Origin of the sequence: Pseudomonas sp. SK2, from assembly GCF_016772395.1 — a bacterium.
Classification (GTDB): Bacteria; Pseudomonadota; Gammaproteobacteria; order Pseudomonadales; family Pseudomonadaceae; genus Aquipseudomonas; species Aquipseudomonas taiwanensis.
The window spans coordinates 3,641,081-3,665,203 of the sequence record NZ_CP061944.1; the positions used below are offsets into that span (position 1 = coordinate 3,641,081).

A 24,123-nucleotide genomic window follows, 5' to 3' on the forward strand; every position below is an offset into this window, starting at 1 on the left:
GCCGCCCGGGGCGCTTGTGCGCCGAAAAAACGCTAACAAAAACAATAAGTCCGGGAATCACAACATGAAACGCATCACCTCGTCCCTGCTGCTGGGCAGCAGCCTGTTGGCTACCCTTCCGACGCACGCAGGCGAATGGCTGCAGTGGCATGGCGAAAGCCTGACCTACTTGTACGGCAAGGACTTCAAGGTCAACCCAGACATCCAGCAGACGATCACGTTCGAGCACGCCAACAAATGGAAGTACGGCGATACGTTTCTTTTCGTCGACAAGATTTTCTACAACGGCAAGGCCGACCCCAGCAAAGGCGTGACCACCTACTACGGTGAGTTCAGCCCGCGCCTGTCGTTAGGCAAGATCACTGGCCAGAGCTTCGCGTTCGGCCCGATCAAGGACGTGTTGCTGGCCATGACCTACGAGCGTGGCGAAGGCGACAACGAAGCCTACCTGATCGGTCCGGGCTTCGACCTGAACGTTCCCGGCTTCAACTACTTCACCCTCAATTTCTACCTGCGCAACACCGAAGGCAGCCGCCCAGGTGACAATGTCTGGCAGATCACACCGACGTTCTCCTACACCATCCCCGCCGGCAAATCCGACATTCTGATCGACGGCTACATGGACTGGGTGGTGGACAACGACCAGACCCGACGCGGCACCTACCATTCCAACCTGCAGTTCAACCCGCAGGTCAAGTATGACCTGGGCAAGGCCATGAACCTCGGCGCCAAGCAGCTCTATGTAGGCTTCGAGTACAGCTATTGGAAGGACAAGTACGGCATTGACAGCCAAGGCAATGTGCAGAGCAACCAGAGCGTGTTCAGCGCACTGGTGAAAGTGCATTTCTAAGAAGCTGACCAAACGCCCAAGTTTGTATCACTGTGCTCCAGGACGGAGCACTTGAGACAAGGCGCGCAAGTGAGTAATCTGCGCGCCCCCTCGATCAAGGCAGGATGGATTCTGCCTGCGTTTACTGACCGCTCAGTCAATGAATTCGGGCGGTTGGCCAACGTGTTGCCAGCCTGAAATACCCTTTTCATCCGTTCAGAAAGACGTCGAGCAGGATGGTTGCGTCCAACCCGGAAAAGTTGGCGCAGCTCTTGCCAAACAACTGTGGCTAATCGAAAAAAACTGACTCAAAAGACAAAAAAAAGCGCCAACACCACGCGCTGACAACAATCCAATCAAGGGAGCGACACTCGCAATGCGTACCATCAACAGCCTGATTCTCGCGGGCGGCCTAATGGCCTGCGGCACCTCCTTCGCCGGTGACCTGCTGCAGTGGCAGAACAACAGCCTCACCTATCTGTGGGGCAAGAACTTCAAGGTCAACCCAGAGATCCAGCAAACCGTCACCTTCGAGCACGCGGACGCGTGGAAGTACGGCGACAACTTCATCTTCGTCGACAAGATCTTCTACCAGGGCAAGACGGACGCCAACAATGGCCCGAACACCTACTACGGCGAGATCAGCCCTCGCCTGTCGTTCGGCAAGATCTTCGACCAGAAGCTGGAGTTCGGCCCGGTCAAGGACGTGCTGCTGGCCATGACCTATGAGTTCGGCGAAGGGGACAGCGAGTCGTACCTGATCGGCCCAGGCTTCGACCTGGATATTCCAGGCTTCGACTACTTCCAGTTGAACTTCTACCAGCGCACCACCGACGGCAGCCGCGCCGGTGACAATGTCTGGCAGATCACCCCGGTTTGGTCGTACACCATTCCCGTGGGCTCGTCCGACATCCTGATCGACGGCTTCATGGACTGGGTAGTCGACAATGATGAGAATCGCCGCGGCGAGTATCACGCCAACCTGCACTTCAACCCGCAGGTGAAATACGATCTGGGCAAGGCCCTGCACCTGGGCGAGAAGCAGTTGTACGTCGGCTTCGAGTACGACTACTGGAAGAACAAGTACGGGATCAAGGATTCCGATGCGTTCACCACCGACCAGAACACTGCAAGCTTCCTGGTCAAGGTTCACTTCTGATCATCGGGGCCGCATTGCGGCCCATCGCCGGCAAGCGAGCTCCCACTGTCATTGGACATAACCCTTAGGAGCCAGCTTGCCGGCGATCCATGCCACTCAGCGCGAAGGCCGGACAGCGCGCCACAGCTTCCCAGCCACCGCGACCGCTGCCAATACCACGCCCCCCGCCACCACGCCGGCCACACCATTGAGCAACGCGCCGGTCAGCGCCCCACCGCGCCCTTCACTGAACGCTTCGATGGCGTGATGCAACGGCGCGATGCCGTGTACCAGGATCCCGCCGCCGACCAGGAACATTGCCGCGGTGCCGATCACCGACAGGCTTTTCATCATGTAAGGCGCCGCGCGCAGGATGCCATTGCCGATAGCCTGGGCCATGCGCGACGTTTTCTGAGTCATCCACAGCCCCAGGTCATCGAGCTTGACGATACCGCCCACCAGCCCGTACACGCCGATGGTCATGACGATGGCAATGCCCGACAGCACGATGATCTGCTGGGTCAGCGGCGCATCGGCGACGGTACCCAAGGTGATGGCGATGATTTCGGCCGACAGAATGAAATCGGTGCGCACCGCGCCCTTGATCTTCTCCTTCTCGTACGCCACCAAGTCGACGTTGGTATCGGCCACCGCCTCCTTGAGCGCATCGTGCCCGGCGGCGTCCTCCTCCTTGCTGTGCAGGAACTTGTGCGCCAGCTTCTCGAAACCCTCGAAGCACAAGTAGGCGCCGCCGACCATCAACAGCGGCGTAACCGCCCATGGAATGAACGCACTGATCAGCAGCGCCGCAGGGACCAGGATCAGCTTGTTGACCAACGACCCCTTGGCCACCGCCCACACCACAGGGATCTCTCGCTCGGCACGTACGCCAGTGACCTGTTGGGCATTGAGCGCCAGGTCGTCACCCAGCACGCCCGCAGTCTTCTTCGCCGCGACCTTGGTCATGACCGAGACGTCATCGAGCACCGTGGCGATGTCGTCGATCAGCACCAGTAGACTGCTTCCTGCCATGATTGCCGGTTCCGAATAAGTTGAATGGGCCAGATTCTAGCCGAAAGTCGCTGCCTTGAGCGCCCATTGGGGCCGGTGCTACCATGCCCGATCCCTCTTAGAGGTGGCCAGACACGAGGAAGAGCCCCGACAATGAGCACCATTCGCGAGCGCAACAAGGAACTGATCCTGCGCGCGGCCAGCGAGGAATTCGCCGACAAGGGCTTCGCCGCCACCAAGACCAGCGATATCGCGGCCAAGGCCGGCCTGCCCAAGCCGAACGTGTATTACTACTTCAAGTCCAAGGACAACCTCTACCGCGAGGTCCTGGAAAGCATCATCGCCCCGATCATGCAGGCGTCGACGCCGTTCAATGCCGATGGCGACCCCAGAGAAGTGCTGAGTTCCTACATTCGCTCGAAGATCCGCATCTCCCGCGACCTGCCGCACGCTTCGAAAGTGTTCGCCAGCGAGATCATGCATGGCGCACCGCACCTGTCGCCGAGTCAGGTAGAGCAATTGAACGAGCAGGCACGCCACAACATCGAGTGCATCCAGCGCTGGATCGACCGTGGGCAGATCGCCCATGTGGATGCGCACCACCTGATGTTCAGCATCTGGGCCGCGACCCAGACCTATGCCGACTTCGACTGGCAGATCTCGGCGGTGACCGGCAAGGCCAAGCTGGCCGACAGCGATTATGACGCGGCGGCGGAGACTATCATCCGGATGGTACTCAAAGGCTGTGAGCCTGAGGTGGCCTGAACCACCTGGCGCCATTCGCGGACAAGCCCGCTCCTACAGTCTCTGTGGGAGCAGGCTTGTCCGCGAATAGGTCAGAGCCGGCAATCGAGATTCAGGCAGCTACCCCGGCATCCGCCTTCAACCCGATCTCTTCGATCGCACTGATCGCGCACTGCTCGTCGATATCCGACGTATCTCCACTGATCCCTACCGCCCCCAGCACTTTCCCGTCCTGATCACGAATCAGCACGCCACCTGGAGCCGGCACCACCGGCCGCTCACCCAACCCATTCAATGCCGCGAAAAACGCTGGGCGCTGCTGCGCATCCAACGCCAGCAAACGCGAGCCCTTGCCCAGCGCAATCGCGCCCCATGCCTTGCCCATGGCTACCTCCGGGCGAATCAGGCTCGCCCCATCTTCGCGCTGCAACGCCAGCAGGTGCCCGCCGGCGTCCAGCACCGCCACCGTCAGCGGCGCGGAATTGATCTTGCGGCCCGCAGCCAGCGCGGCGTTCACCAGGCTGACAGCGGCTTTGAGGTTCAAAGCGTTCATGGAAAGGTCCTCTTCTTGTTGTGAGAAGCCCTGAGGGCAGTTGAAAACCGATGGGACAAATAGAACACAACCGCTAATATTTTTGTATACAATAATTTGATACGATCGTATGCGATCACGCAAACAGCCGTTTTCACGGGCGCTCGAACGAAAGCGAACTGCCCCGATGAAAATCCATTGACCTGAGCCGCCAGGCGTGAATACACTCTGGCACAAAGCAAGTTGTATACAATTACAAAATCAATGAGGCACAAACCATGAGCAAAATGAGAGCAATCGATGCAGCCGTTCTGGTCATGCGCCGTGAAGGTGTAGATACCGCGTTCGGCATCCCGGGGGCAGCCATCAACCCGCTGTACTCGGCCCTGAAGAAAGTCGGTGGCATCGATCACGTCCTCGCTCGTCACGTCGAAGGCGCCTCCCACATGGCCGAGGGCTACACCCGCGCCAATCCGGGCAACATCGGCGTGTGCATCGGTACGTCCGGCCCTGCCGGCACCGACATGGTCACCGGCCTGTACAGCGCCTCGGCCGACTCCATCCCGATCCTCTGCATCACCGGCCAGGCGCCGCGTGCCCGCTTGCATAAGGAAGACTTCCAGGCCGTCGACATCACCAACATCGTCAAGCCGGTCACCAAGTGGGCCACCACCGTTCTGGAACCCGGCCAGGTGCCTTACGCCTTCCAGAAGGCCTTCTATGAAATGCGCACCGGCCGCCCAGGCCCAGTGCTGATCGACCTGCCGTTCGACGTGCAGATGGCCGAAATCGAATTCGACATCGACGCCTACGAGCCGCTGCCAGTCCACAAGCCGTCCGCTACCCGCGTACAGGCTGAAAAGGCCCTGGCCCTGCTCAACGACGCCGAGCGCCCGCTGCTGGTGGCCGGTGGCGGCATCATCAACGCCGATGCCAGCGACAAGCTGGTCGAGTTCGCCGAGCTGACCGGCGTGCCGGTGATCCCGACCCTGATGGGCTGGGGCACCATCCCGGACGACCACGCACAGATGGTCGGCATGGTCGGCCTGCAGACCTCGCACCGCTACGGCAACGCCACCCTGCTCAAATCCGATCTGGTGTTCGGTATCGGTAACCGTTGGGCCAACCGCCACACCGGTTCCGTCGACGTCTACACCGAAGGCCGCAAGTTCATCCACGTCGACATCGAGCCAACCCAGATCGGCCGCGTGTTCACCCCGGACCTGGGGATCGTTTCCGATGCCGGCAAGGCGCTGGACGTGTTCCTGGAAGTTGCCCGCGAGTGGAAAGCCGCTGGCAAGCTCAAATGCCGCAAAGCCTGGCTGGAAGACTGCCAGGAGCGCAAGGCCACCCTGCAGCGCAAGACCCACTTCGACAACGTGCCGGTCAAGCCGCAGCGCGTCTACGAAGAAATGAACCAGGTCTTCGGCAAAGACACCTGCTACGTCAGCACCATCGGCCTGTCGCAGATCGCTGGCGCGCAGTTCCTGCACGTCTACAAGCCACGCCACTGGATCAACTGCGGCCAGGCCGGCCCGCTGGGCTGGACCATCCCTGCCGCCCTCGGTGTGGTCAAGGCCGATCCAAAGCGCAAAGTGGTTGCGCTGTCGGGTGACTACGACTTCCAGTTCATGATCGAAGAACTGGCCGTGGGCGCGCAGTTCAACCTGCCATACGTCCACGTGCTGGTGAACAACGCCTACCTGGGTCTGATCCGCCAGGCTCAGCGTGGCTTCGACATGGATTACTGTGTACAACTGGCGTTCGAGAACATCAACGCCACCGACGCCGCCACCTACGGTGTCGATCACGTCGCCGTGGTCGAAGGCCTGGGCTGCAAGGCCATTCGCGTGTTCGAGCCGGGCGAGATCGCCCCTGCCCTACTCAAGGCGCAGAAGATGGCCGAAGAGTTCCGCGTGCCGGTGGTGGTCGAAGTGATTCTCGAGCGTGTGACCAACATTTCCATGGGCACCGAGATCAACGCGGTCAACGAGTTCGAAGACCTCGCCCTGGTCGGCAACGACGCACCGACCGCCATCTCGCTGCTGGACTGATCGCCTGACGCCCCCAGGCTTGAACTGGGGGCCTTCATCGCAAGGAGACCACTCATGCCTCGCTTCGCTGCCAACCTGTCCATGCTGTTCACCGAACAGGACTTCCTGGCCCGCTTCAAGGCTGCCGCCGACGCTGGCTTCAGCGGCGTCGAATACCTCTTCCCGTACGACTTCAGCGCTGCCGAAATCAAGCAGCAGCTCGATGCCCACGGCCTGACCCAGGTGCTGTTCAACCTCCCAGCGGGCGACTGGTCGAAGGGCGAGCGCGGTATCACCTGCCACCCTGATCGGGTCGAAGAATTCCGTGCAGGTGTCGACAAGGCCATCGAGTACGCCAAGGTGCTGGGCAACACCCAGGTCAACGCCTTGGCCGGCATTCGCCCGCAAGGTCCGGACTGCGCCACTGTGCGCAAGACCTTCGTCGAGAACCTGCGCTACGCCGCCGACAAGCTCAAGGCCGCCGGTATTCGCCTGGTCATGGAAATGATCAACACCCGCGACATTCCAGGCTTCTACCTGAACAACACCCAGCAAGCCCTGGAAATCCAGGCCGAGGTGGGTAGCGACAACCTGTTCCTGCAATACGACATCTACCACATGCAGATCATGGAAGGTGACCTGGCTCGCACCCTGGAAGCCAACCTGAAATTGATCAACCACATCCAGCTGGCCGACAACCCGGGCCGCAACGAACCCGGTACCGGCGAGATCAACTACCGCTTCCTGTTCGAGCACCTGGACCGCATCGGCTACCAGGGCTGGGTGGGCGCGGAGTACAAGCCGCTGACCACCACCGAAGCTGGCCTGGGCTGGCTGAAAACGCACAACGCGATCTGAATCCTTTGCTCCCACCGGGAATGCGAACAAATATAAAAGAGGTAATTTCTCATGGCTAAAATCGGTTTCCTCGGCACCGGCATCATGGGCAAACCCATGGCCCAGAACCTGCAAAAAGCAGGTCACAGCATCTTCGTTTCCACCCACCACGACGCCGCCCCTGCCGACCTGATCGCCGCTGGCGCAGTGGCCCTGGCCAACCCGAAGGAAGTGGCCCAGGAAGCCGAGTTCATCATCGTCATGGTGCCGGACACCCCACAGGTCGAAAGCGTGCTGTTCGATGAGAACGGCGTTGTCGAGGGCGTAGGTCCAAACAAGGTAGTGATCGACATGAGCTCGATCTCGCCCACCGCGACCAAAGTCTTCGCCGAGAAGATCAAGGCCACCGGCGCTGCCTACCTGGACGCGCCGGTATCCGGCGGTGAAGTCGGCGCCAAGGCCGCGACCCTGAGCATCATGGTCGGTGGCTGCCCGAAAGCCTTCGAGCGCGCCCTGCCGCTGTTCGAAGCCATGGGCAAGAACATCACCCGCGTCGGCGGTAACGGCGACGGCCAGACCGCCAAGGTCGCCAACCAGATCATCGTCGCCCTGAACATCCAGGCCGTTGCCGAAGCCCTGCTGTTCGCTGCCAAGAACGGCGCGGACCCTGCCAAGGTCCGTGAAGCTCTGATGGGCGGCTTCGCTTCGTCGAAGATCCTTGAAGTGCACGCCGAGCGCATGATCAAAGGCACCTTCGACCCAGGCTTCCGCATCAACCTGCACCAGAAGGACCTGAACCTGGCCCTGCAAGGCGCCAAGGAACTGGGCATCAACCTGCCCAACACCTCCAATGCCCAGCAAGTATTCAGCACCTGCGTGGCGCTGGGCGGCGGCAACTGGGACCACTCCGCGCTGATCAAGGGCCTGGAGCACATGGCCAACTTCTCGATCCGCGACCTCTAGGAGCGAGCGTAGCTCGCGATGAAGCACACGCTGCCTGACCTGCGACCACAGGCCAGGCAGTGACCCGAGCAACACCCGCCCCTGGTTCGGCCTGCACGGAGGCAGTTCCAGGGGCGTTTTCGATTCTGCAGAACAAAAACAATTGGGAGCCTGCCATGTCGGTCGATCCGCAAAAACTTCTCCGCGAGCTGTTCGACACAGCCATCGCCGCCGCCCACCCGCGCCAAGTCCTCGAACCCTACTTGCCCACCGACCGTAGCGGTCGGGTCATCGTCATCGGCGCCGGCAAGGCCGCAGCCGCCATGGCCGAAGTGGTCGAAAAGAGCTGGCAGGGCGAAGTCTCCGGGCTGGTCGTGACTCGCTACGGCCACGGCGCCAACTGCCAGAAGATCGAGGTGGTCGAAGCCGCCCACCCGGTCCCCGATGCCGCCGGCCTCGCCGTGGCCAAGCGCGTGCTCGATCTGGTCAGCGACCTGACCGAAGACGACCGCGTCATCTTCCTGCTATCCGGCGGCGGCTCCGCCCTGTTGGCCTTGCCGGCCGAGGGACTGACCCTGGCCGACAAGCAACAGATCAACAAGGCACTGCTCAAGTCCGGCGCTACCATCGGTGAGATGAATTGCGTGCGCAAGCATCTGTCGGCGATCAAGGGCGGTCGCTTGGCCAAGGCCTGCTGGCCGGCCACCGTGTACACCTATGCCATCTCGGACGTGCCGGGCGACCTGGCCACGGTCATCGCTTCCGGCCCCACCGTGGCGGACCCGAGCACTTCGGCCGATGCCTTGGCCATCCTCAAGCGCTACAACATCGAAGCCCCCAAGGCCGTCATCGACTGGCTCAACAACCCGGCCTCGGAAACGGTCAAGGCCGATGACCCGGCCCTGGCACGCAGCCACTTCCAACTGATCGCCAGACCCCAGCAGTCACTGGAGGCCGCAGCGGTCAAAGCTCGCCAGGCAGGCTTCAGCCCGCTGATCCTCGGCGACCTGGAAGGCGAATCGCGCGAAGTGGCCAAGGTGCATGCCGGTATCGCCCGACAGATCGTCCAGCATGGCCAACCGCTCAAGGCGCCCTGCGTGATTCTCTCCGGCGGCGAGACCACCGTGACCGTACGCGGTAACGGCCGTGGCGGGCGCAATGCCGAATTCCTGCTGAGCCTCACCGAAAGCCTCAAAGGCCTGCCGGGCGTGTACGCCCTGGCCGGCGACACCGACGGCATCGATGGCTCGGAAGAAAACGCCGGCGCCATCATGACCCCGAGCAGCTACGCCCGCGCCGAGGCGCTGGGCCTGTCGGCCAGTGACGAGCTGGACAACAACAACGGCTATGGCTACTTCGCCGCGCTGGATGCGCTGATCGTCACCGAGCCGACCCGCACCAACGTCAACGACTTCCGCGCCATCCTGATTCTCGAGACTGCCCAATCATGACGCCTGATAAAAAAGTTAAGATCCTCGCCACCCTCGGCCCTGCGATCAAAGGCATCGACGACATCCGCCAGCTGGTCGAAGCCGGGGTGAACATCTTTCGACTCAACTTCAGCCACGGCGAGCATGCCGACCACGCCCTGCGCTATCAGTGGATTCGTGAGGTCGAGCAGCAGCTGAACTATCCGCTGGGCATCCTTATGGACCTGCAAGGGCCTAAGCTTCGTGTCGGCCGCTTTGCCGAAGGCAAGGTCCAACTGCAACGCGGCCAGGCGCTGCGCCTGGACCTGGACAAGGCCCCGGGCGACAGCCGTCGGGTCAACCTGCCGCACCCAGAGATCATCGCAGCCCTTGAACCGGGCATGGACCTGCTGCTGGACGATGGCAAGCTGCGCCTACGCGTGACCGCCAAGCACAGCGATGCCATCGACACCGAAGTCCTGGCCGGTGGCGAGCTGTCCGACCGCAAGGGTGTCAACGTGCCGCAAGCGGTGCTCGACCTCTCGCCACTCACCGAAAAGGATCGCCGCGACCTGGCCTTCGGCCTGGAGCTGGGTGTGGACTGGGTGGCCCTGTCGTTCGTGCAGCGCCCTGAGGACATCGTCGAAGCGCGCCAGCTGATCGGCGATCGCGCCTACCTGATGGCCAAGATCGAAAAGCCATCGGCAGTCGAACAGCTGCAAGCCATCGCAGAGCTTGCGGATGCGATCATGGTGGCCCGTGGCGACCTGGGTGTGGAAGTGCCGGCCGAAAGCGTGCCGCAGATCCAGAAGCGCATCATCGGCACCTGCCGCCAGCTGGGCAAACCGGTGGTGGTGGCCACGCAGATGCTCGAATCCATGCGCTTCTCGCCCGCGCCGACCCGTGCCGAAGTCACCGACGTGGCCAACGCCGTGGCGGAAGGTGCCGATGCGGTGATGCTGTCGGCCGAGACCGCCTCGGGGGACTACCCGCTGGAAGCCGTGCAGATGATGAGCAAAATCATCCGCCAGGTGGAGAACGGCCCGGACTACCAGGCCCAGCTCGACGTTGGCCGGCCGAAGGCCGAGGCCACCGTGTCGGACGCCATCAGCTGCGCCATCCGCCGTATCAGCGGCATCCTGCCGGTAGCGGTGCTGGTCAACTACAGCGAGTCGGGCGCCTCGACCCTGCGCGCGGCACGCGAGCGGCCACGGGCACCGATCCTCAACCTGACACCGAACCTGAACACCGCGCGGCGCCTGAGCGTAGCCTGGGGCGTACACTCGGTGGTCAACGACCGCCTGCGCCAAGTGGATGAGATCTGCTCGACCGCACTGGAGATTGCCCAGGCGCAAGGCATGGCCAGCCGTGGCGACACGTTGCTGATCACTGCCGGCGTGCCTTTCGGCAAGCCTGGGTCGACTAACACGCTGCGGATCGAGACCTTGATCTGACAGCCCATCGCCGGCACGCCGGCTCCTACAGGATTTTCGCGATACCCCTGTAGGAGCTGGCGAAGCCTGCGATGGAGGGCAAAGCCCTCCCCATACACAAATACAAAAGACATGCGGAAAACCGAGGCCCAAAAGAGGCCCACCGCCCTCCCATCAACCTCACTGACTGCCCCGATGTACACCAAAAATTTCGTCAACCCGTGCCCTGACTGGGCCACGGCGCTGCTCAACGGCTTCAGCCAGGTGCTGCTGCTGCGCAACCCCCTGTGCGGCCTGTGCTGCCTGCTGGCCATACTGCTGACCGCCCCGAACCTGGTCGGTGGTGCCCTGCTCGGCGCCCTGGCCGGGCTGCTCGCCGCGCAAGCCCGCGGCTACGACCGTGCCGACCGCCAGGCCGGGCTGTACTGCTACAACGGCGTGTTGATCGGCATCCTGATCACCGCCGTGCTGCCCTGGTCAGCCATCCTGCCGCCACTGATCATCGCCGCCGGCGGCCTGTCCAGCATCATCACCCACCAGTGGCGCAAGCGCGGCGGCAAGCTGCTGGTCGCCTACACTGCACCCTTCGTGCTGCTGGGCTGGGCCACACTGCTGATCGCCAGCCCCTCACCCAGCGGCTTCGTCGAGGCCGACCCGCTGTACGCGTTGGCGCGCGGTGTGGGCCAGATCTTCCTGCTCGACCAGCCGCTGGCTGGCTTGCTGATCATCGTCGGCATGTTCATCGCCAACCCTTATGCCGCAATGTGGGCGGTGCTCGGCTCGGCCATCGGCGGCGGCGTTGCACTGCTCGCCGACCAAGCGCAAGCCGCGTGGCTGGGCCTGTACGGTTTCAACGCCGCGCTGGCGGCACTGGCCTTCAGCAGGCAAGGTGAAAAGCCGTGGGTAACGCTGCTGGCCATCGCCCTGGCCCTGTTGCTGCAAGCGCTGTTCAAGCTGCTACCGGTGCCCGGCCTGACCGCGCCGTTTGTGGTGGCCTGCTGGCTAATGCATGTGGCTGAATACCGAGATCACAGAAAGCAGAAAAACACCGCACATCAACTGCCGAACTGACTGTCTTCTGGCAGTCCAGACACTCGTTCTGACGGCTGCCGGATATGAGCTGGATTGAGCGCCAGATCAACTTTTCTTGGCGGAAGCGGTGGAGGCCTTCGCGACGGAGGCGGCGGAAGTCTTGGAGGCGGTGGAGGCTCAGGCTTGTTACGACGCAGGTACTGTTCCAACGCGTTGACCTTGAGCACAAGGGCCTTATTACTCTCAATCAGCCCACTGTTTTCACTTTGTAGGGCTCGATTAAGAGTTTGAGATTGCATCCATCGCTCATGGGTGGCACCCAAGCCAAGAATTCGAGCTGCTGTTAATTGCCCAGTTGGCGACTTCTTAATCAAGTAACCTGCCTCACCAAGACCAAGGTGATAGGAGGTCTTAGATGGGTTGCTTTTAAAATATGTCTTAACCAGAGATCTGAACGCCTGCGGTATGTTCAGGCGAATAAACTCACCCTTGAGCCCAGTGCCAGCCCGACCTGACGGGTCAGAGCGATTAATCGGATCGCCCTCGCAGTAGCAATAGGCATTTAGCCCGCCCTCTCCAAACGGGCTCAACGCATCCTCGCTGCAAAAGCGCATAAGCGTAGGGATATAAAAGCGATACCCATTGCCCAATGCATAGCCGTGCAATACCCGGTCTCTCAGCTCGCCATTGAACCCCAGCGAAGCACCAGACATTGCCCACAAATGCCCATAAGCGGTATACGAAGCTGTCTGTATCGCCATTGCTGTCATAGCCGTTCGCTCAGCTTTATTTTCGAGATTCCCAATCTTGCTCTGACCTGAACTCTCCAGGTAACTAGCAGTTTTACCAGTTCACTCGTTGCACCCTTCACCAAAGACCCTCTAGGCTTACTGCTTCGCCCTCGGAATTTAAGCCATGTTCACCCCGCAATCCCTGCGCGAACGCCTCTACATCATGGTCTTCCAGACCGACACCGTAGCCGGCCGGCGCTTCGACAAGATCCTCCTGCTGATCATCCTGGCCAGCCTGGTCACCGTCATCCTTGACAGCATCGACGAGGTGCATCAGGGCTACGCCGGCCTGCTGGCCGGCATCGAGTGGGGCTTTACCGCGATCTTCCTGGCCGAGTACCTCACCCGCCTGTACTGCTCGCCCAAACCCTTGCGCTATGCCTTCAGCTTCTATGGCCTGGTCGACCTACTGGCGATCGTGCCGGGGATCATCGCGCTGTACTACAGCGATGCCCAATACCTGCTGATCATTCGGGTGATCCGGATGCTGCGGATCTTCCGGGTGCTCAAGCTTAGCCCCTACCTCAAGCAGGCCCATTACCTGATCGAGGCGTTGCGGGGCAGCAAGCAGAAGATCATCGTGTTCCTGGTCAGCGTGTCGACCCTGGTCACGGTGTTCGGCACCTTGATGTACGTGATCGAAGGACCCGAGCATGGCTTTACCAGCATTCCCAAAGGCATTTACTGGGCCATCGTTACCCTGACCACGGTGGGCTTTGGCGACATCGTGCCGAAGACGCCGCTGGGGCAAGTGGTGTCGTCCCTGGTGATGATCATTGGTTACTCGATCATCGCCGTGCCAACCGGGATCTTTACCGCCGAACTGGCCAATGCCATGCGCGGGGAGCAACTGCAGCACGATTGCCCGACCTGCAGCAAGAAGAGCCATGAGCATGGCGCGGCGTTCTGTTCCCGGTGTGGGAATGTGCTGTTTCCCAAACAATGAGGTTGCCTGGACCGACACTTTCGCGGGTAAACCCGCTCCCACAGGATCACCACAGGCCCAAACTGCGCGCGGCCCCTGTAGGAGCGGGTTTACCCACGAAGAGGCCGGCACTGGCAAAAGCATAACCAAAGTCGTTTTTGTTCTTTAACCCCTACAAACCCACCCGTTATAGTCGCTGGCAATCTGCCCCGATAATCTTCAAGAACAAGGAAGCAACGTGAAAAGACTCTTCACCGCCTCGCTGCTCGCCGCAGGCCTGGCCTTGGGCAACCTCGCCCAGGCCGCCCCCACCCTGCTCAACGTGTCCTACGACGTGATGCGCGACTTCTACAAGGACTACAACCCGGCCTTCCAGAAGCACTGGGAAGCCGAGCACAAAGAGAAGGTCAACGTGCAGATGTCCTTCGGCGGTTCCAGCAAGCAGGCACGTGCGGTGATCGATGGCCTGCCGGCCGATGTCATCACCATGAACATGGCCACCGACATCAACGCCCTGGCCGACAACGGCAAGCTGGTGCCGGACAACTGGGTGACCCGCCTGCCGAACAACAGCGCGCCGTTCACTTCGGCTACCGTGTTCATCGTGCGCAAGGGCAACCCCAAGGCACTGAAAGACTGGCCCGACCTGCTCAAGGACGGCGTGCAGGTGATCGTGCCCAACCCCAAGACCTCGGGTAACGGCCGCTACACCTACCTCTCGGCCTGGGGCTACGTGCTCAAGCAGGGGGGTGACGAAACCAAGGCCCGCGATTTCGTCGGCAAGCTGTTCAAGCAGGCACCGGTGCTCGACACCGGTGGCCGCGCCGCGACTACCACCTTCATGACCAACCAGATCGGCGATGTGCTGGTGACTTTCGAGAATGAGGCGGAGATGATCGCCCGCGAATTTGGCCGCGACCAGTTCGAAGTGGTTTACCCAAGTGTGTCGGCCGAAGCCGAACCACCAGTCAGCGTGGTGGACAAGGTAGTGGCCAAGAAAGGCACCCAAGCCGTGGCCGAGGAGTACCTGAAGTACCTGTGGTCGCCAGCGGCCCAGGAAATCGCCGCGCAGAACTACCTGCGCCCGCGTGACGCCACGGTACTGGCCAAGTACACCGACCGCTTCCCGAAAGTCGACTTCCTCTCGGTGGAGAAGACCTTCGGTGACTGGCGCACAGTCCAGAAGACCCACTTCAACGATGGTGGCGTGTTCGACCAGATCTACACTGGCCAATAACCGATTGCAGGCCCTGACACCGTCATCCCTGACGGAACACCAGTGCCTTCAGCCCACCCGCCGGGTCCGCATCCGGAAACTCCGGCGGGTTGTCCAGCCGCTCCACGAACTGCAGCCTCGGCGCCTGTTCGGCCATCCCTTGAATGAGAAACTCCGGCCCAATGCCCGGGTCGTTGACACAGGCGAGCACAGTGCCGCCCTCGCTCAACATCTCAGGCAAACGCCGCAGGATCTTCGCGTAATCCTGGGTCAGTACGAAACTCCCACGCTGGAAGGTAGGCGGATCGATGATGATCAGGTCATACGGCCCGTACTTGCGCACCTTGCCCCACGACTTGAACAACTCATGCCCCAGGTATGCCACCCGTGAAGCATCGTGGCCATTGAGCCGGTGGTTGTCGCGGCCGCGGGACAAAGCGGACTTGGCCATGTCCAGATTCACCACCTGCTGGGCCCCGCCGGCAATGGCCGCCACGGAGAAACCACAGGTATAGGCAAACAGGTTCAGCACCCGCTTGCCGGCGGCCTGTTCGCGCACCCAGCGCCGGCCGTAGCGCATGTCCAGAAACAGTCCGTTGTTCTGCCGCACACCGAGGTCGAGCAGGTAGGTCAAACCGTCCTCGATCACTTCGCGCTGTTGGCAAGGTTCGCCCACCAGCCACTGGCCAGGGCTGTCCGGCAGATAACGGTGCTGAATGAGAATGGCCTGGCCTGTCCACTGTGGGCGTTCGGCAAGCGCTTGCAGCATGGCTTGCAGTTCCGCGAGCTGACCTTCAGGCGGCTCGCGGAACAGTGCAACCGAGAGCACGCCTTGCAACCAGTCGACCGTGATCTGCTCCAGGCCCGGCCAGCACCGACCACGGCCATGGAACAGGCGACGGGTTTCCTGGGGGGCTGGGTCAAGGGCGCTGAGCAGATGCTGTTCGAGGGTGTGGATCGGCGAAGTCATGGCGGGTCGCAAGCGAATAAAAGGGGCCATTCTACCGCTGCCGACCGCTTCGCGGGTAAACCCGCTGCCACAGGACCGCTACCTACCCGCGAAACGGTCGGCAACGCACCTCAATCTTTTACCGCGACCTGCGCCGAACGGAACCACCACCCCTGCTGCATCCCCGCCGCCGCCAGCAGAATCAACGCCACACCCAACCATTGCAACGGCGCCAGCCGGTGCCCGAAGGCCACCCAGTCAACCAGGATCGCTGCAATCGGGTAGATGAACGACAACGCCCCAGTCAATGCCGTGGGCAGACGCTGGATCGCGCTGTACAGCAGCACGTACATCAGCCCGGTGTGAACGATGCCCAAGGTCACCAGGCTACCCAACGCCGAAGGCTCGCCAGGCAACCCACCCATCCCCACCCAGGGCGCCAGCAGCAGTACCCCAGTGGCCACCTGGATCAACGCAATCAGGTGGGGCGGCGTGCCGCTCAGGCGTTTGATGATCAACGCAGCGATGGCATAGAGCAACGCTGCGCCCAAAGCCAGGGCAATCCCGAGCAGGTACTGATCACCGCTGGCCTGCCCCGCACCGTGGGCACTGACGATAGCCAACATGCCCAGGAACGCCACACTGAGCCAAGTCACCTTGGGCAAGGTGATTTTCTCACCTAGGAACAGTGCCGCCAGCCCCACCAGCATGAAGGGCTGCACGTTGTACACCGCTGTGCCGATGGCGATGGAAGCTCGCGAATAGGACGCGAACAGCAACACCCAGTTGCCAACGATGGACACCCCACTGGCAATCGCCAACACAACGGCAGTACGGCTGATGACTCCCGGCCTGAGAAAACCGAACGCCGCGCAAATCACCAGTAACGTGCCGGTGCCGAACACACAGCGCCAGAACACCACCTCCAGCACCGGTTGCCCGGACACCAGCACGAACCAGCCAATGGTTCCCGAAATCAGCATGGCGGCGACCATTTCCAATGAGCCGCGGCGTAGTGAACTGTCCATCTCACACCTCCGGTTGACGATGGCGACAGTATGCAGAGGGCGAACGATGACCTTCCAGCGGTTATCCAAGGCAAATCTATGAGAACGCCTTTACTATCAAGGCAAGATCTCAAGAAAACCTTACGAGGCAAAAATGACCGACGCCATCGACCAATGCTTGATCAACGCCTTGATGGAGGACTCCCGCCGCTCGCTCAAGGCGCTGGCGCAGCTCAGCGGCCTGTCGGCCCCCAGCGTCAGCGAACGCCTGCGCCGCCTCGAAGAGCGCGGTGTGTTGCGTGGCTACACCGTGGACGTCGACCCGCGCTGCTTCGGTTACCAGTTACAGGCCATCGTACGCATCCGCCCGTTGCCGGGGCAGCTGCAAGAGGTGGAGCGCCAGATCATCGCCATTCCCGAGTTCACCGAGTGCGACAAGGTCACCGGTGAAGACTGCTTCATCGCCCGGCTGCATGTGCGCTCGATGGAGCAGCTCGACACTGTGCTCGACCGTATCAATGTGCTGGCTGAGACCAACACCGCGATCATCAAGAAAAGTCCGGTGAAACGGCGGCTGCCGCCCATGGAATGAGCATCCTCATCGCCCGCCAGCCGGCCCTCGGCGGACGACGGCGAACCTGCAGGAGCCGGCTGCCGTTGAAAAGGCCACCGCAAAACCTGACTATTTTTTGTACACAATAATGTAACCATAGGTGCCATTTTTGTGTGCACTTTATTAAGTAACGCCCCAATACGTTACACAACACCAACCCCTGAATTTGACCACTCGATCAACTAACTAGTGCTGAAAAAAATTAAAACTGTTCAACTGGTCAACTTATAAATCTTTATTTTCATCAAGTTACGGCTCAGTTTCGTTACTTCTATTAAGCATCATTCCTGGCGTTGACTTTTGCCTGGCACGGAACTCGCTTTTGTGTGCTTGTGCTTTGTATACAAACGATGCAAAACATAAATACACAATAACCCGCGACGCCGGTCCAAACCCGTCTGTCGCGCCCAGAACCCAGTGATGCCAACGCTGCACCGACGAGATGGCGAGCCCGTGCGCATGCCCGCTCATCGCAGTCCACGCGCATCAGGAGCCTGCCGGAATGAGTACCAGCCTCGACCTTGCCCCTGAACTATCCGTTGCCAGCGCCAACCCTCCCTCCCCTGTTGCCGGTGGTGCGCCGGCAATCGAACTCAGCCCACGCCTGCACAATCGGGACTTGGCTCCGACGCGAGCCGAGGGTCGGCGCTGGGGCGGGTACAGTATCTTCGCGTTGTGGACAAATGATGTGCACAACATCGCCAATTATTCCTTTGCCATGGGTTTGTTCGCCCTGGGCCTGGGTGGCTGGCAAATCCTCCTGTCGCTGGCGATCGGTGCGGCGCTGGTGTACTTCTTCATGAACCTGTCCGGCTACATGGGACAGAAAACCGGCGTGCCTTTCCCGGTCATCAGCCGTATCGCCTTCGGCATCCATGGCGCGCAGATTCCGGCACTGATCCGCGCGGTCATTGCCATCGCCTGGTTCGGCATCCAGACCTATCTCGCATCGGTGGTCCTGCGTGTGCTGCTGACGGCCGTCTGGCCGCACTTGGCGGCCTACGACCACGATAGCATCCTGGGGCTGTCGAGCCTGGGCTGGGTATGCTTCGTGGCGATCTGGCTGGTGCAACTGGTGATCCTCGCCTACGGCATGGAGATGGTTCGCCGCTATGAGGCTTTCGCCGGCCCGGTGATCCTGCTGACGGTCGCGGCCCTGGCCGTGTTCATGTACTTCAAGGCCGACGCTCGCATCGCCTGGTCGGTGGCCGAACCGCTGTCCGGCTACGAGATGTGGCGCAACATTTTCGCTGGCGGTGCGCTGTGGCTGGCGATCTATGGCACCCTGGTGCTGAACTTCTGCGACTTCGCTCGCTCTTCGCCGTGCCGCAAGACCATCCGCGTGGGCAACTTCTGGGGCCTGCCGGTGAACATCCTGGTGTTCGCCGCCATCACCGTGGTGCTGTGTGGCGCGCAGTTCCAGATCAATGGCCAGATCATCGACAGCCCGACCCAGATCGTCGCCAGTATCCCCAACACTCCGTTCCTGGTACTGGGCTGCCTGGCCTTCCTGATCGTCACCGTGGCGGTGAACATCATGGCCAACTTCGTCGCCCCGGCGTTCGTGCTCAGCAACCTGGCCCCACGCCACCTGAACTTCCGCCGCGCCGGGCTGATCAGCGCCACGCTGGCGGTGCTGATCCTGCCGTGGAACCTGTACAACAGCCCGCTTGTGATCGTGTACTTCCTGTCTGGCCTCGGCGCCCTGCTCGGCCCACTGTACGGCGTGATCATGGCCGACTACTGGCTGCTGCGCAAAGGCCGCATCAACGTGCCGGAGCTCTACAGCGAGAACCCGACCGGCGCCTACCACTACAGCAAGGGCATCAATCTACGCGCCGTTGCCGCCTTCACCCCGTCCGCACTGCTGGCCATCGTCCTGGCCCTGGTGCCCAACTTCCATGGCATCGCGCCCTTCTCCTGGCTGATCGGCGCCGGCATCGCGGCCGCGCTCTATCTGCTGATCGCGCCGCGCAACGGCCAATACCACGATGTCAGCGGTGAGTGCATCGCCGTCGACCACAGCAGCCATTGATCAAGGAGGATCGTCCATGCGTATTCTGATCGCCAACGTCAACACCACCGAAGCCATCACCGAGGCCATCACCGAGGCCATCGCCGAACAGGCTCGCAGCGTGGCCGCGCCCGGCACCGAGATCGTCGGCCTGACCCCCTGGTTCGGCGCCGAATCGGTGGAAGGCAACTTCGAGAGCTACCTGGCCGCCATTGCGGTCATGGACCGCGTGCTGGCCTATGAAGGCCCCTACGATGCGGTGATCCAGGCTGGCTACGGCGAGCATGGCCGCGAAGGCCTGCAAGAGCTGCTGAACGTGCCGGTGGTGGACATCACCGATGCCGCCGCCAGCACCGCGATGTACCTGGGCCATGCGTATTCGGTGGTCACCACCCTGGACCGCACCGTGCCGCTGATCGAAGACCGCTTGAAGCTTTCCGGGCTGTACGACCGCTGTGCGTCGGTGCGCGCCAGTGGCCTGGCAGTGCTTGAGCTGGAGGCCGACCCGCAGCGTGCAGTGGAGGCTATCGTCGAGCAGGCCGAACGCGCCGTGCGCGAGGACAAGGCCGAGGTGATCTGCCTGGGTTGCGGCGGCATGGCCGGGCTCGACGAGCAGATCCGCCAGCGCACCGGCGTGCCGGTGGTCGATGGTGTGAGCGCGGCGTTGACCATCGCCGAATCGCTGGTGCGGATGGGGTTGAGCACGTCCAAGGTGCGGACCTACGCGACGCCGCGGGTGAAGAAGGTGGTGGGTTGGCCGATGCGGCTCGGGCGCTGACAGATCGGCTGTCGGTACTGGCCCTATCGCCGGCAAGCCGGCGCCTACTGGCATCTCATTGGCGCCGGCTTGCCGGCGATAGGGCCGGTAACCTTCAAACCAACATCCGCGCCAGCCGCTCCCCGCTACCGCAGGCCAAGGTAAAGCCCAAGGCCCCATGCCCGAGGTTCAACCAGAGGTTGCGATAAACCGTTGCACCGATGATCGGCACCCCGGTCGGTGTCGCAGGACGCATCCCCGCCCACTCCACCGCCTGGCCATAATCGGCCGCCCCAGGCAACGTGCTGCGGGCCATCCGAAGCATGCTCTGAAACCTGCGCGCATCCACGGACTCGTCGAACCCAACGATATCCACCATCGCCGCGACGCGCAGTTGCTCATCCAACCGTGCATACACGATCTTGCGCTCATAGTCGGTGATGCTCACCTGTGGCGCTCGATGGCTCGGCGCAATCGGCGCGGTCAGGCTGTAGCCCTTCAGTGGATAGATCGGCAGTTTCAACCCTGGCAAAGCCAGCCCTGGGCTGCGATACCCCGCGCATAAAACCAGGTGCTCCACGTCCAACTGCTCATGACCGAGTTGCAACCCGATCACCTTATCATTGCGCCTGATCAAGCGGCTAACCGGCTTGCCCAGTAGAAAACGGCACAACCCCGAGGCACGTAGACGCTCGGCCAGTCGTTGGCAAAAACGATGACAATCGGCGACCTCCTCATCTGGCGTATACACCCCCCCGATGAAAGGTGTTTCGAGCAGTGACGGCTCGAGCGCCCGCAGTTCTGTGGCCCCCAGCACCTGCTGGCGTGTTGGGTCCAGCAGATGATCACGCCCAAGGGTAAAAGCGCGCTCGCTACGAAAAGCGACCAGCTTGCCATTGCGCCGCCAGGCAAAATTCGCCAGTCCGTCTTCCTCACGCCAGCGCTGCAGCGCGGCCTGGCTGTGCAGGGCCAAATCCAGCAGCACGTGGGCATTGCGCCGGTTCACCGAACGCCGACAGGCCAGCATGAACGCGGCCAGCCAGCGCCATTGCGCCGAGTCCAGTCGCAAGCGCAGGCGCAAGGGCGAGTCTCCTTGAAGCAACCAACCCAGTGCCTGCCAGGGCACCCCCGCATCGGCCAGCGGCGCGACATAGCGATAGGACAGCTGCCCGCCATTGGCAAAACTCGTGGCACTGGCCAGGCTGTCACGTGCTTCGATCAGGTCGACCGACAAGCCCTCGCGCACCAACGCATAGGCCGTCGCCAGGCCAATCACCCCACCGCCGATTATCGTTACTCGTTGGCTCATGCCGCTTCCTTGCCAGACATCCGAATCCAATTGCGCGATTGCCTAGGTATCAATCATCCCGCGTCAGCACTTCCAGCAACTCGATCTCGAACGTCAGGTCCGAGTTCGGCGGAATCGCGCCAACGCTACGCTCGCCGTAGCCCAGATGGGCCGGCACTTGCAACTTGCGTTTGCCGCCAACGCGCATGCCCATCAGGCCTTGATCCCAGCCCTTGATCACGCGGCCGGTGCCGATGACGCACTGAAACGGCTTGCCACGCGACCACGATGAGTCGAACTCGCTGCCGTCGGCCAGCCAGCCGGTATATTGGGTGGTGATCAATGCGCCCTTGACCACGGCTTTGCCGTCGCCTTGTTCAAGGTCGATGATCTGCAGTTCGCTGCTCATGGCATGCTCCAACGGTAAAAATCAAAGCCGCCCTTTTCTCAGGAATGCAGTGGTTTGGCAAGCTCGCGAGTATTGCACGGTACGGGTCAGCCGAGCTGTTCGAAGGCCTGCTCGCCGGTCAGCTCCTTGGTCTGATTGGCGAAACAGTACCAGGCTGGTTTCTGTTCGACGAAAATCTGCAGGTCGAAATCCCAGGTCTCATCGCCATCGAGCAAACCGACCGGCACCGCATAAAAGTCGTTTGCCTTGAGTCGGTAGTACAGGTGCGTGCCGCACTGGCCACAGAAACCGCGCTGTGCCCACTCAGAAGAGTCGTAGACGCTAGGAGCGCGTCCTTCGAATGTCGGTGGCTGGCTGCAGTGAACCACCAGCAGCGGACCTCCGGTCCACTTGCGGCACATGCTGCAGTGGCAGGCGCTGATATGGGTGTTGTCGACCGTGACGCTGAGGCGGGTGGCACCACAGAGGCACGTGCCTTGTTTTTCGAGGGCCATGGGTGCAGTCCTTTGGACGGAGGCTGGGCAGGTGAGTATAGATGCCTGTACCGGCTTCATTGCCGGCGAGCCGGATCAAATGAGGTTGCCCGCTTCGTCATGGAACCATTGCAGCTTGCTGTCGGCATTGATGGCCTGGATCAGCTTGCCGTTGCCGTCGTAGGCAAAGGTTTCTTCCTGGCGCTGGTCGCCCTGGCGGGCCGTGCGCGAGGCCAGACGCCCGACGGCATCGAAGGTGATGTCGATCCGGCGTTGACCGACCTGGGTGCTGGCCAGTCGACCGCTGTCCGGGTCGTACTGGTAGCGGGTGACCAAACCATCGAAGCCCTTTTCTTCCAGCAGGCGGCCGACCGGGTCGTACAGGAACGTGGCCTTGCTGTCGTTCTCGTTCTCCAGCCCGATCAGGCGGCCCAGCTTGTCCCAGCGGTAGCGCAAGGTGTGCTCGTTGGCGTCGACCCGTTCGACCAGTTTGCCGGCCGCGTCGTAGGACCAGGTGGTGCAGCGGTCCAGCGCGTCGACGTGGGCCAACAGGCGGCCTTCGGCATCGCGTTCGAAACGCTCTTCGGTGTCGTAGTGGACTGGAAAAGAATACGGCGCAGTTGTTCAGTCTGTTTGGGTTGGCCAATCTGGTACTGGCCAGTAGCATCTCTCAAATAGCACTCACTGTGAATTGAGGCGTTTGGATGTTTCGCGCTAGAAACCCCGACTCCATCAGGACCTAATCCTTCGACCTGTACAAATAGCCGGCCAGACACCATATTGAGACATCTAAGCGATTCCGAGCTTATGCTTAGCCTGGTCGACGACACCCCTAAGAAGATCAGCGTCGGAATCGGGCATTTTTAGACTTTTTATACCAACCATCAGATCAACTGAACGACTTAATCCCTCAAGCATAAATCCAACCTTTCCAACATCATCTGCATCTTTGAAATCATAAAACGGGAGCTGCACACGCACTTCAATAACGCTTCGCTGCTTATGATATTTTCTGACTTCAGGATAGCTATCTACAATGTCGTCCGGCATCATTATTGAGATATAGCTCCATGTACCCGCCCCACACTCAAGAGTAACGTCTTCGAGTAGATCAGACATGACAGCCGCCACCTTCCTCCGGGCGACCTGCGCACCCGGACCAACCAAAATACCCTGCTCACTTGAAGAATGAAAAATCATAAAAACCCTCTAATAATCACTATTATTGAGTGGCGGTCTCTTCCCACCGTGCGCCGCCTTATATGCAATAATCTTCTGATTTTGCCAAGCGTGCATTTCTCTTTTTGTTCCACCCGCCTCTCGCTGCATGTAAACGTTGTTTTCAGATAGATATTTCTGAGTATGCCGCCGCTCTCCGTGTATCGTTTCACCATACTTCATTACTTCATCAGTATCCGCATCTCTCAATGTGTAACCGATAGCAGGCTTAGGGTCTGTATGAAAAGTCTTGAGACGAAGGTCAGGCAAGGCGAAAACAGCCGAGGAAGCGGAGTTTACGGGTTGCAAATGAGCATTCGGAGGCGGTTTTCAACGCAGCATCACCGAGTATCAAGGCTTTTCGTACAGAGCCTAGTCAATGGTCATGCCGAGCACATAACAGCTACGTTAGGCGGAGAGATTTAAGCCACCCGGGCAACTAATCGGATCTTGAGAAACCAACTACCATCCCTCGGTTCGCGGCAGCGATAACGTTTGTAATGCAGCCAAGGAGCTAAGCTCC

Annotated in this window: 23 protein-coding genes and 1 pseudogene; 14 read left to right on the forward strand and 10 right to left on the reverse strand. The window is 61.0% G+C overall.

Translation table 11 applies throughout. The annotated features are described in order from the left end of the window. The first annotated feature begins 64 nt into the window (after window positions 1–64). Together IF103_RS16240 and IF103_RS16245 are read left to right on the forward strand one after the other, a co-directional pair. A complete protein-coding gene (locus IF103_RS16240; protein ID WP_104881435.1) occupies window positions 65–850 on the forward strand; it encodes an outer membrane protein OmpK in 786 nt (261 codons plus the stop codon). A 355-nt stretch (window positions 851–1,205) separates the two neighbouring features. Beyond that, window positions 1,206–1,988: an outer membrane protein OmpK gene (locus IF103_RS16245; protein WP_104881434.1), complete on the forward strand. Its 783-nt coding sequence runs from the start codon at window positions 1,206–1,208 to the stop codon at window positions 1,986–1,988. 96 nt (window positions 1,989–2,084) lie between these two features. On the opposite strand, the gene IF103_RS16250 is transcribed toward IF103_RS16245, so the two are convergent. Further along, window positions 2,085–2,999: a DUF808 domain-containing protein gene (locus IF103_RS16250; RefSeq protein WP_104883432.1), complete on the reverse strand. Its 915-nt coding sequence runs from the start codon at window positions 2,997–2,999 to the stop codon at window positions 2,085–2,087. A gap of 132 nt (window positions 3,000–3,131) precedes the next feature. Between IF103_RS16250 and IF103_RS16255 the strand changes: the two genes are divergently transcribed. Beyond that, window positions 3,132–3,743 (forward strand): TetR/AcrR family transcriptional regulator, encoded by a 612-nt coding sequence (locus IF103_RS16255; protein ID WP_023381456.1) that lies wholly within the window; start codon window positions 3,132–3,134, stop codon window positions 3,741–3,743. Between the two features lie 91 nt (window positions 3,744–3,834). Here the strand turns inward: IF103_RS16255 and IF103_RS16260 are convergent, their stop codons facing one another. Then, window positions 3,835–4,275 carry a GlcG/HbpS family heme-binding protein gene (locus IF103_RS16260; RefSeq protein WP_023381457.1) on the reverse strand — a complete coding sequence of 147 codons (441 nt, stop codon included), beginning with the start codon at window positions 4,273–4,275 and terminating at the stop codon, window positions 3,835–3,837. Between the two features lie 257 nt (window positions 4,276–4,532). On the opposite strand from IF103_RS16260, the gene gcl reads away from it, so the two are divergent. From gcl to IF103_RS16290, 6 genes are all read left to right on the forward strand, one after another. Then, a complete protein-coding gene (gene gcl, locus IF103_RS16265; RefSeq protein ID WP_023381458.1) occupies window positions 4,533–6,308 on the forward strand; it encodes a glyoxylate carboligase in 1,776 nt (591 codons plus the stop codon). Between the two features lie 54 nt (window positions 6,309–6,362). Beyond that, a complete protein-coding gene (gene hyi / locus IF103_RS16270) occupies window positions 6,363–7,145 on the forward strand; it encodes a hydroxypyruvate isomerase (RefSeq protein WP_104883431.1) in 783 nt (260 codons plus the stop codon). A gap of 51 nt (window positions 7,146–7,196) precedes the next feature. Next, window positions 7,197–8,087, forward strand: a complete 891-nt coding sequence (locus IF103_RS16275; RefSeq protein WP_023381460.1) for a 2-hydroxy-3-oxopropionate reductase — start codon at window positions 7,197–7,199, stop codon at window positions 8,085–8,087. Between the two features lie 155 nt (window positions 8,088–8,242). Beyond that, complete coding sequence (locus IF103_RS16280; RefSeq protein ID WP_023381461.1) at window positions 8,243–9,517, forward strand: glycerate kinase type-2 family protein; 1,275 nt, start codon at window positions 8,243–8,245, stop codon at window positions 9,515–9,517. Next, entirely contained in the window at window positions 9,514–10,929 is a 1,416-nt protein-coding gene (gene pyk / locus IF103_RS16285; protein WP_023381462.1) for a pyruvate kinase, read from the forward strand. Before IF103_RS16280 ends, pyk begins: the two co-directional genes overlap by 4 nt. A gap of 174 nt (window positions 10,930–11,103) precedes the next feature. Then, window positions 11,104–11,979 (forward strand): urea transporter, encoded by an 876-nt coding sequence (locus IF103_RS16290; RefSeq protein ID WP_104883430.1) that lies wholly within the window; start codon window positions 11,104–11,106, stop codon window positions 11,977–11,979. Here the strand turns inward: IF103_RS16290 and IF103_RS25430 are convergent. Then, entirely contained in the window at window positions 11,964–12,710 is a 747-nt protein-coding gene (locus IF103_RS25430; RefSeq protein WP_081669699.1) for an RHS repeat-associated core domain-containing protein, read from the reverse strand. The two genes, IF103_RS16290 and IF103_RS25430, sit on opposite strands and share 16 nt — an antisense overlap. A gap of 145 nt (window positions 12,711–12,855) precedes the next feature. On the opposite strand from IF103_RS25430, the gene IF103_RS16300 reads away from it, so the two are divergent. Both IF103_RS16300 and IF103_RS16305 read left to right on the forward strand, forming a co-directional pair. Beyond that, window positions 12,856–13,677 carry an ion transporter gene (locus IF103_RS16300; RefSeq protein WP_023381465.1) on the forward strand — a complete coding sequence of 274 codons (822 nt, stop codon included), beginning with the start codon at window positions 12,856–12,858 and terminating at the stop codon, window positions 13,675–13,677. A gap of 217 nt (window positions 13,678–13,894) precedes the next feature. After that, on the forward strand, window positions 13,895–14,893 hold the full coding sequence (locus tag IF103_RS16305) for a sulfate ABC transporter substrate-binding protein (protein WP_023381466.1): 999 nt from the start codon (window positions 13,895–13,897) through the stop codon (window positions 14,891–14,893). Between the two features lie 22 nt (window positions 14,894–14,915). Here the strand turns inward: IF103_RS16305 and IF103_RS16310 are convergent, their stop codons facing one another. Then, complete coding sequence (locus IF103_RS16310; RefSeq protein WP_104881429.1) at window positions 14,916–15,842, reverse strand: class I SAM-dependent methyltransferase; 927 nt, start codon at window positions 15,840–15,842, stop codon at window positions 14,916–14,918. Between the two features lie 110 nt (window positions 15,843–15,952). After that, on the reverse strand, window positions 15,953–16,849 hold the full coding sequence (locus IF103_RS16315; protein ID WP_104881428.1) for a DMT family transporter: 897 nt from the start codon (window positions 16,847–16,849) through the stop codon (window positions 15,953–15,955). A 133-nt stretch (window positions 16,850–16,982) separates the two neighbouring features. Between IF103_RS16315 and IF103_RS16320 the strand changes: the two genes are divergently transcribed. The 3 genes from IF103_RS16320 to IF103_RS16330 all read left to right on the forward strand — a co-directional run bounded on the left by IF103_RS16320 (window position 16,983) and on the right by IF103_RS16330 (window position 20,233). Further along, window positions 16,983–17,420, forward strand: a complete 438-nt coding sequence (locus IF103_RS16320) for an Lrp/AsnC family transcriptional regulator (RefSeq protein ID WP_023381469.1) — start codon at window positions 16,983–16,985, stop codon at window positions 17,418–17,420. 523 nt (window positions 17,421–17,943) lie between these two features. Then, window positions 17,944–19,476 (forward strand): NCS1 family nucleobase:cation symporter-1, encoded by a 1,533-nt coding sequence (locus IF103_RS16325; RefSeq protein ID WP_023381470.1) that lies wholly within the window; start codon window positions 17,944–17,946, stop codon window positions 19,474–19,476. A 16-nt stretch (window positions 19,477–19,492) separates the two neighbouring features. Next, a complete protein-coding gene (locus tag IF103_RS16330; protein ID WP_202675480.1) occupies window positions 19,493–20,233 on the forward strand; it encodes an aspartate/glutamate racemase family protein in 741 nt (246 codons plus the stop codon). A gap of 94 nt (window positions 20,234–20,327) precedes the next feature. Here IF103_RS16330 and IF103_RS16335 read toward each other — a convergent pair whose 3' ends face one another. The 5 genes and pseudogenes from IF103_RS16335 to IF103_RS16355 form a co-directional block, all read right to left on the reverse strand. Next, a complete protein-coding gene (locus IF103_RS16335) occupies window positions 20,328–21,521 on the reverse strand; it encodes a D-amino acid dehydrogenase (RefSeq protein ID WP_027907564.1) in 1,194 nt (397 codons plus the stop codon). Window positions 21,522–21,570: 49 nt separating this feature from the next. After that, complete coding sequence (locus tag IF103_RS16340; protein ID WP_023381473.1) at window positions 21,571–21,909, reverse strand: FKBP-type peptidyl-prolyl cis-trans isomerase; 339 nt, start codon at window positions 21,907–21,909, stop codon at window positions 21,571–21,573. 86 nt (window positions 21,910–21,995) lie between these two features. Further along, window positions 21,996–22,403 carry a GFA family protein gene (locus IF103_RS16345; protein ID WP_023381474.1) on the reverse strand — a complete coding sequence of 136 codons (408 nt, stop codon included), beginning with the start codon at window positions 22,401–22,403 and terminating at the stop codon, window positions 21,996–21,998. An 81-nt stretch (window positions 22,404–22,484) separates the two neighbouring features. After that, window positions 22,485–22,970: pseudogene (locus IF103_RS16350) on the reverse strand (RHS repeat-associated core domain-containing protein); the annotation flags it as partial. A 201-nt stretch (window positions 22,971–23,171) separates the two neighbouring features. Further along, on the reverse strand, window positions 23,172–23,582 hold the full coding sequence (locus IF103_RS16355; protein ID WP_202675481.1) for an Imm44 family immunity protein: 411 nt from the start codon (window positions 23,580–23,582) through the stop codon (window positions 23,172–23,174). Window positions 23,583–24,123: the final 541 nt, after the last annotated feature.

Coding starts and splice junctions, on each gene's coding strand:
- IF103_RS16240 (WP_104881435.1), top strand. CDS start 65: ATGAAACGCATCACCTCGTCCCTGCTGCTGGGCAGCAGCCTGTTGGCT.
- IF103_RS16245 (WP_104881434.1), top strand. CDS start 1,206: ATGCGTACCATCAACAGCCTGATTCTCGCGGGCGGCCTAATGGCCTGC.
- IF103_RS16250 (WP_104883432.1), bottom strand. CDS start 2,999: ATGGCAGGAAGCAGTCTACTGGTGCTGATCGACGACATCGCCACGGTG.
- IF103_RS16255 (WP_023381456.1), top strand. CDS start 3,132: ATGAGCACCATTCGCGAGCGCAACAAGGAACTGATCCTGCGCGCGGCC.
- IF103_RS16260 (WP_023381457.1), bottom strand. CDS start 4,275: ATGAACGCTTTGAACCTCAAAGCCGCTGTCAGCCTGGTGAACGCCGCG.
- gcl (WP_023381458.1), top strand. CDS start 4,533: ATGAGCAAAATGAGAGCAATCGATGCAGCCGTTCTGGTCATGCGCCGT.
- hyi (WP_104883431.1), top strand. CDS start 6,363: ATGCCTCGCTTCGCTGCCAACCTGTCCATGCTGTTCACCGAACAGGAC.
- IF103_RS16275 (WP_023381460.1), top strand. CDS start 7,197: ATGGCTAAAATCGGTTTCCTCGGCACCGGCATCATGGGCAAACCCATG.
- IF103_RS16280 (WP_023381461.1), top strand. CDS start 8,243: ATGTCGGTCGATCCGCAAAAACTTCTCCGCGAGCTGTTCGACACAGCC.
- pyk (WP_023381462.1), top strand. CDS start 9,514: ATGACGCCTGATAAAAAAGTTAAGATCCTCGCCACCCTCGGCCCTGCG.
- IF103_RS16290 (WP_104883430.1), top strand. CDS start 11,104: ATGTACACCAAAAATTTCGTCAACCCGTGCCCTGACTGGGCCACGGCG.
- IF103_RS25430 (WP_081669699.1), bottom strand. CDS start 12,710: ATGACAGCAATGGCGATACAGACAGCTTCGTATACCGCTTATGGGCAT.
- IF103_RS16300 (WP_023381465.1), top strand. CDS start 12,856: ATGTTCACCCCGCAATCCCTGCGCGAACGCCTCTACATCATGGTCTTC.
- IF103_RS16310 (WP_104881429.1), bottom strand. CDS start 15,842: ATGACTTCGCCGATCCACACCCTCGAACAGCATCTGCTCAGCGCCCTT.
- IF103_RS16315 (WP_104881428.1), bottom strand. CDS start 16,849: ATGGACAGTTCACTACGCCGCGGCTCATTGGAAATGGTCGCCGCCATG.
- IF103_RS16320 (WP_023381469.1), top strand. CDS start 16,983: ATGACCGACGCCATCGACCAATGCTTGATCAACGCCTTGATGGAGGAC.
- IF103_RS16325 (WP_023381470.1), top strand. CDS start 17,944: ATGAGTACCAGCCTCGACCTTGCCCCTGAACTATCCGTTGCCAGCGCC.
- IF103_RS16330 (WP_202675480.1), top strand. CDS start 19,493: ATGCGTATTCTGATCGCCAACGTCAACACCACCGAAGCCATCACCGAG.
- IF103_RS16335 (WP_027907564.1), bottom strand. CDS start 21,521: ATGAGCCAACGAGTAACGATAATCGGCGGTGGGGTGATTGGCCTGGCG.
- IF103_RS16340 (WP_023381473.1), bottom strand. CDS start 21,909: ATGAGCAGCGAACTGCAGATCATCGACCTTGAACAAGGCGACGGCAAA.
- IF103_RS16345 (WP_023381474.1), bottom strand. CDS start 22,403: ATGGCCCTCGAAAAACAAGGCACGTGCCTCTGTGGTGCCACCCGCCTC.
- IF103_RS16355 (WP_202675481.1), bottom strand. CDS start 23,582: ATGATTTTTCATTCTTCAAGTGAGCAGGGTATTTTGGTTGGTCCGGGT.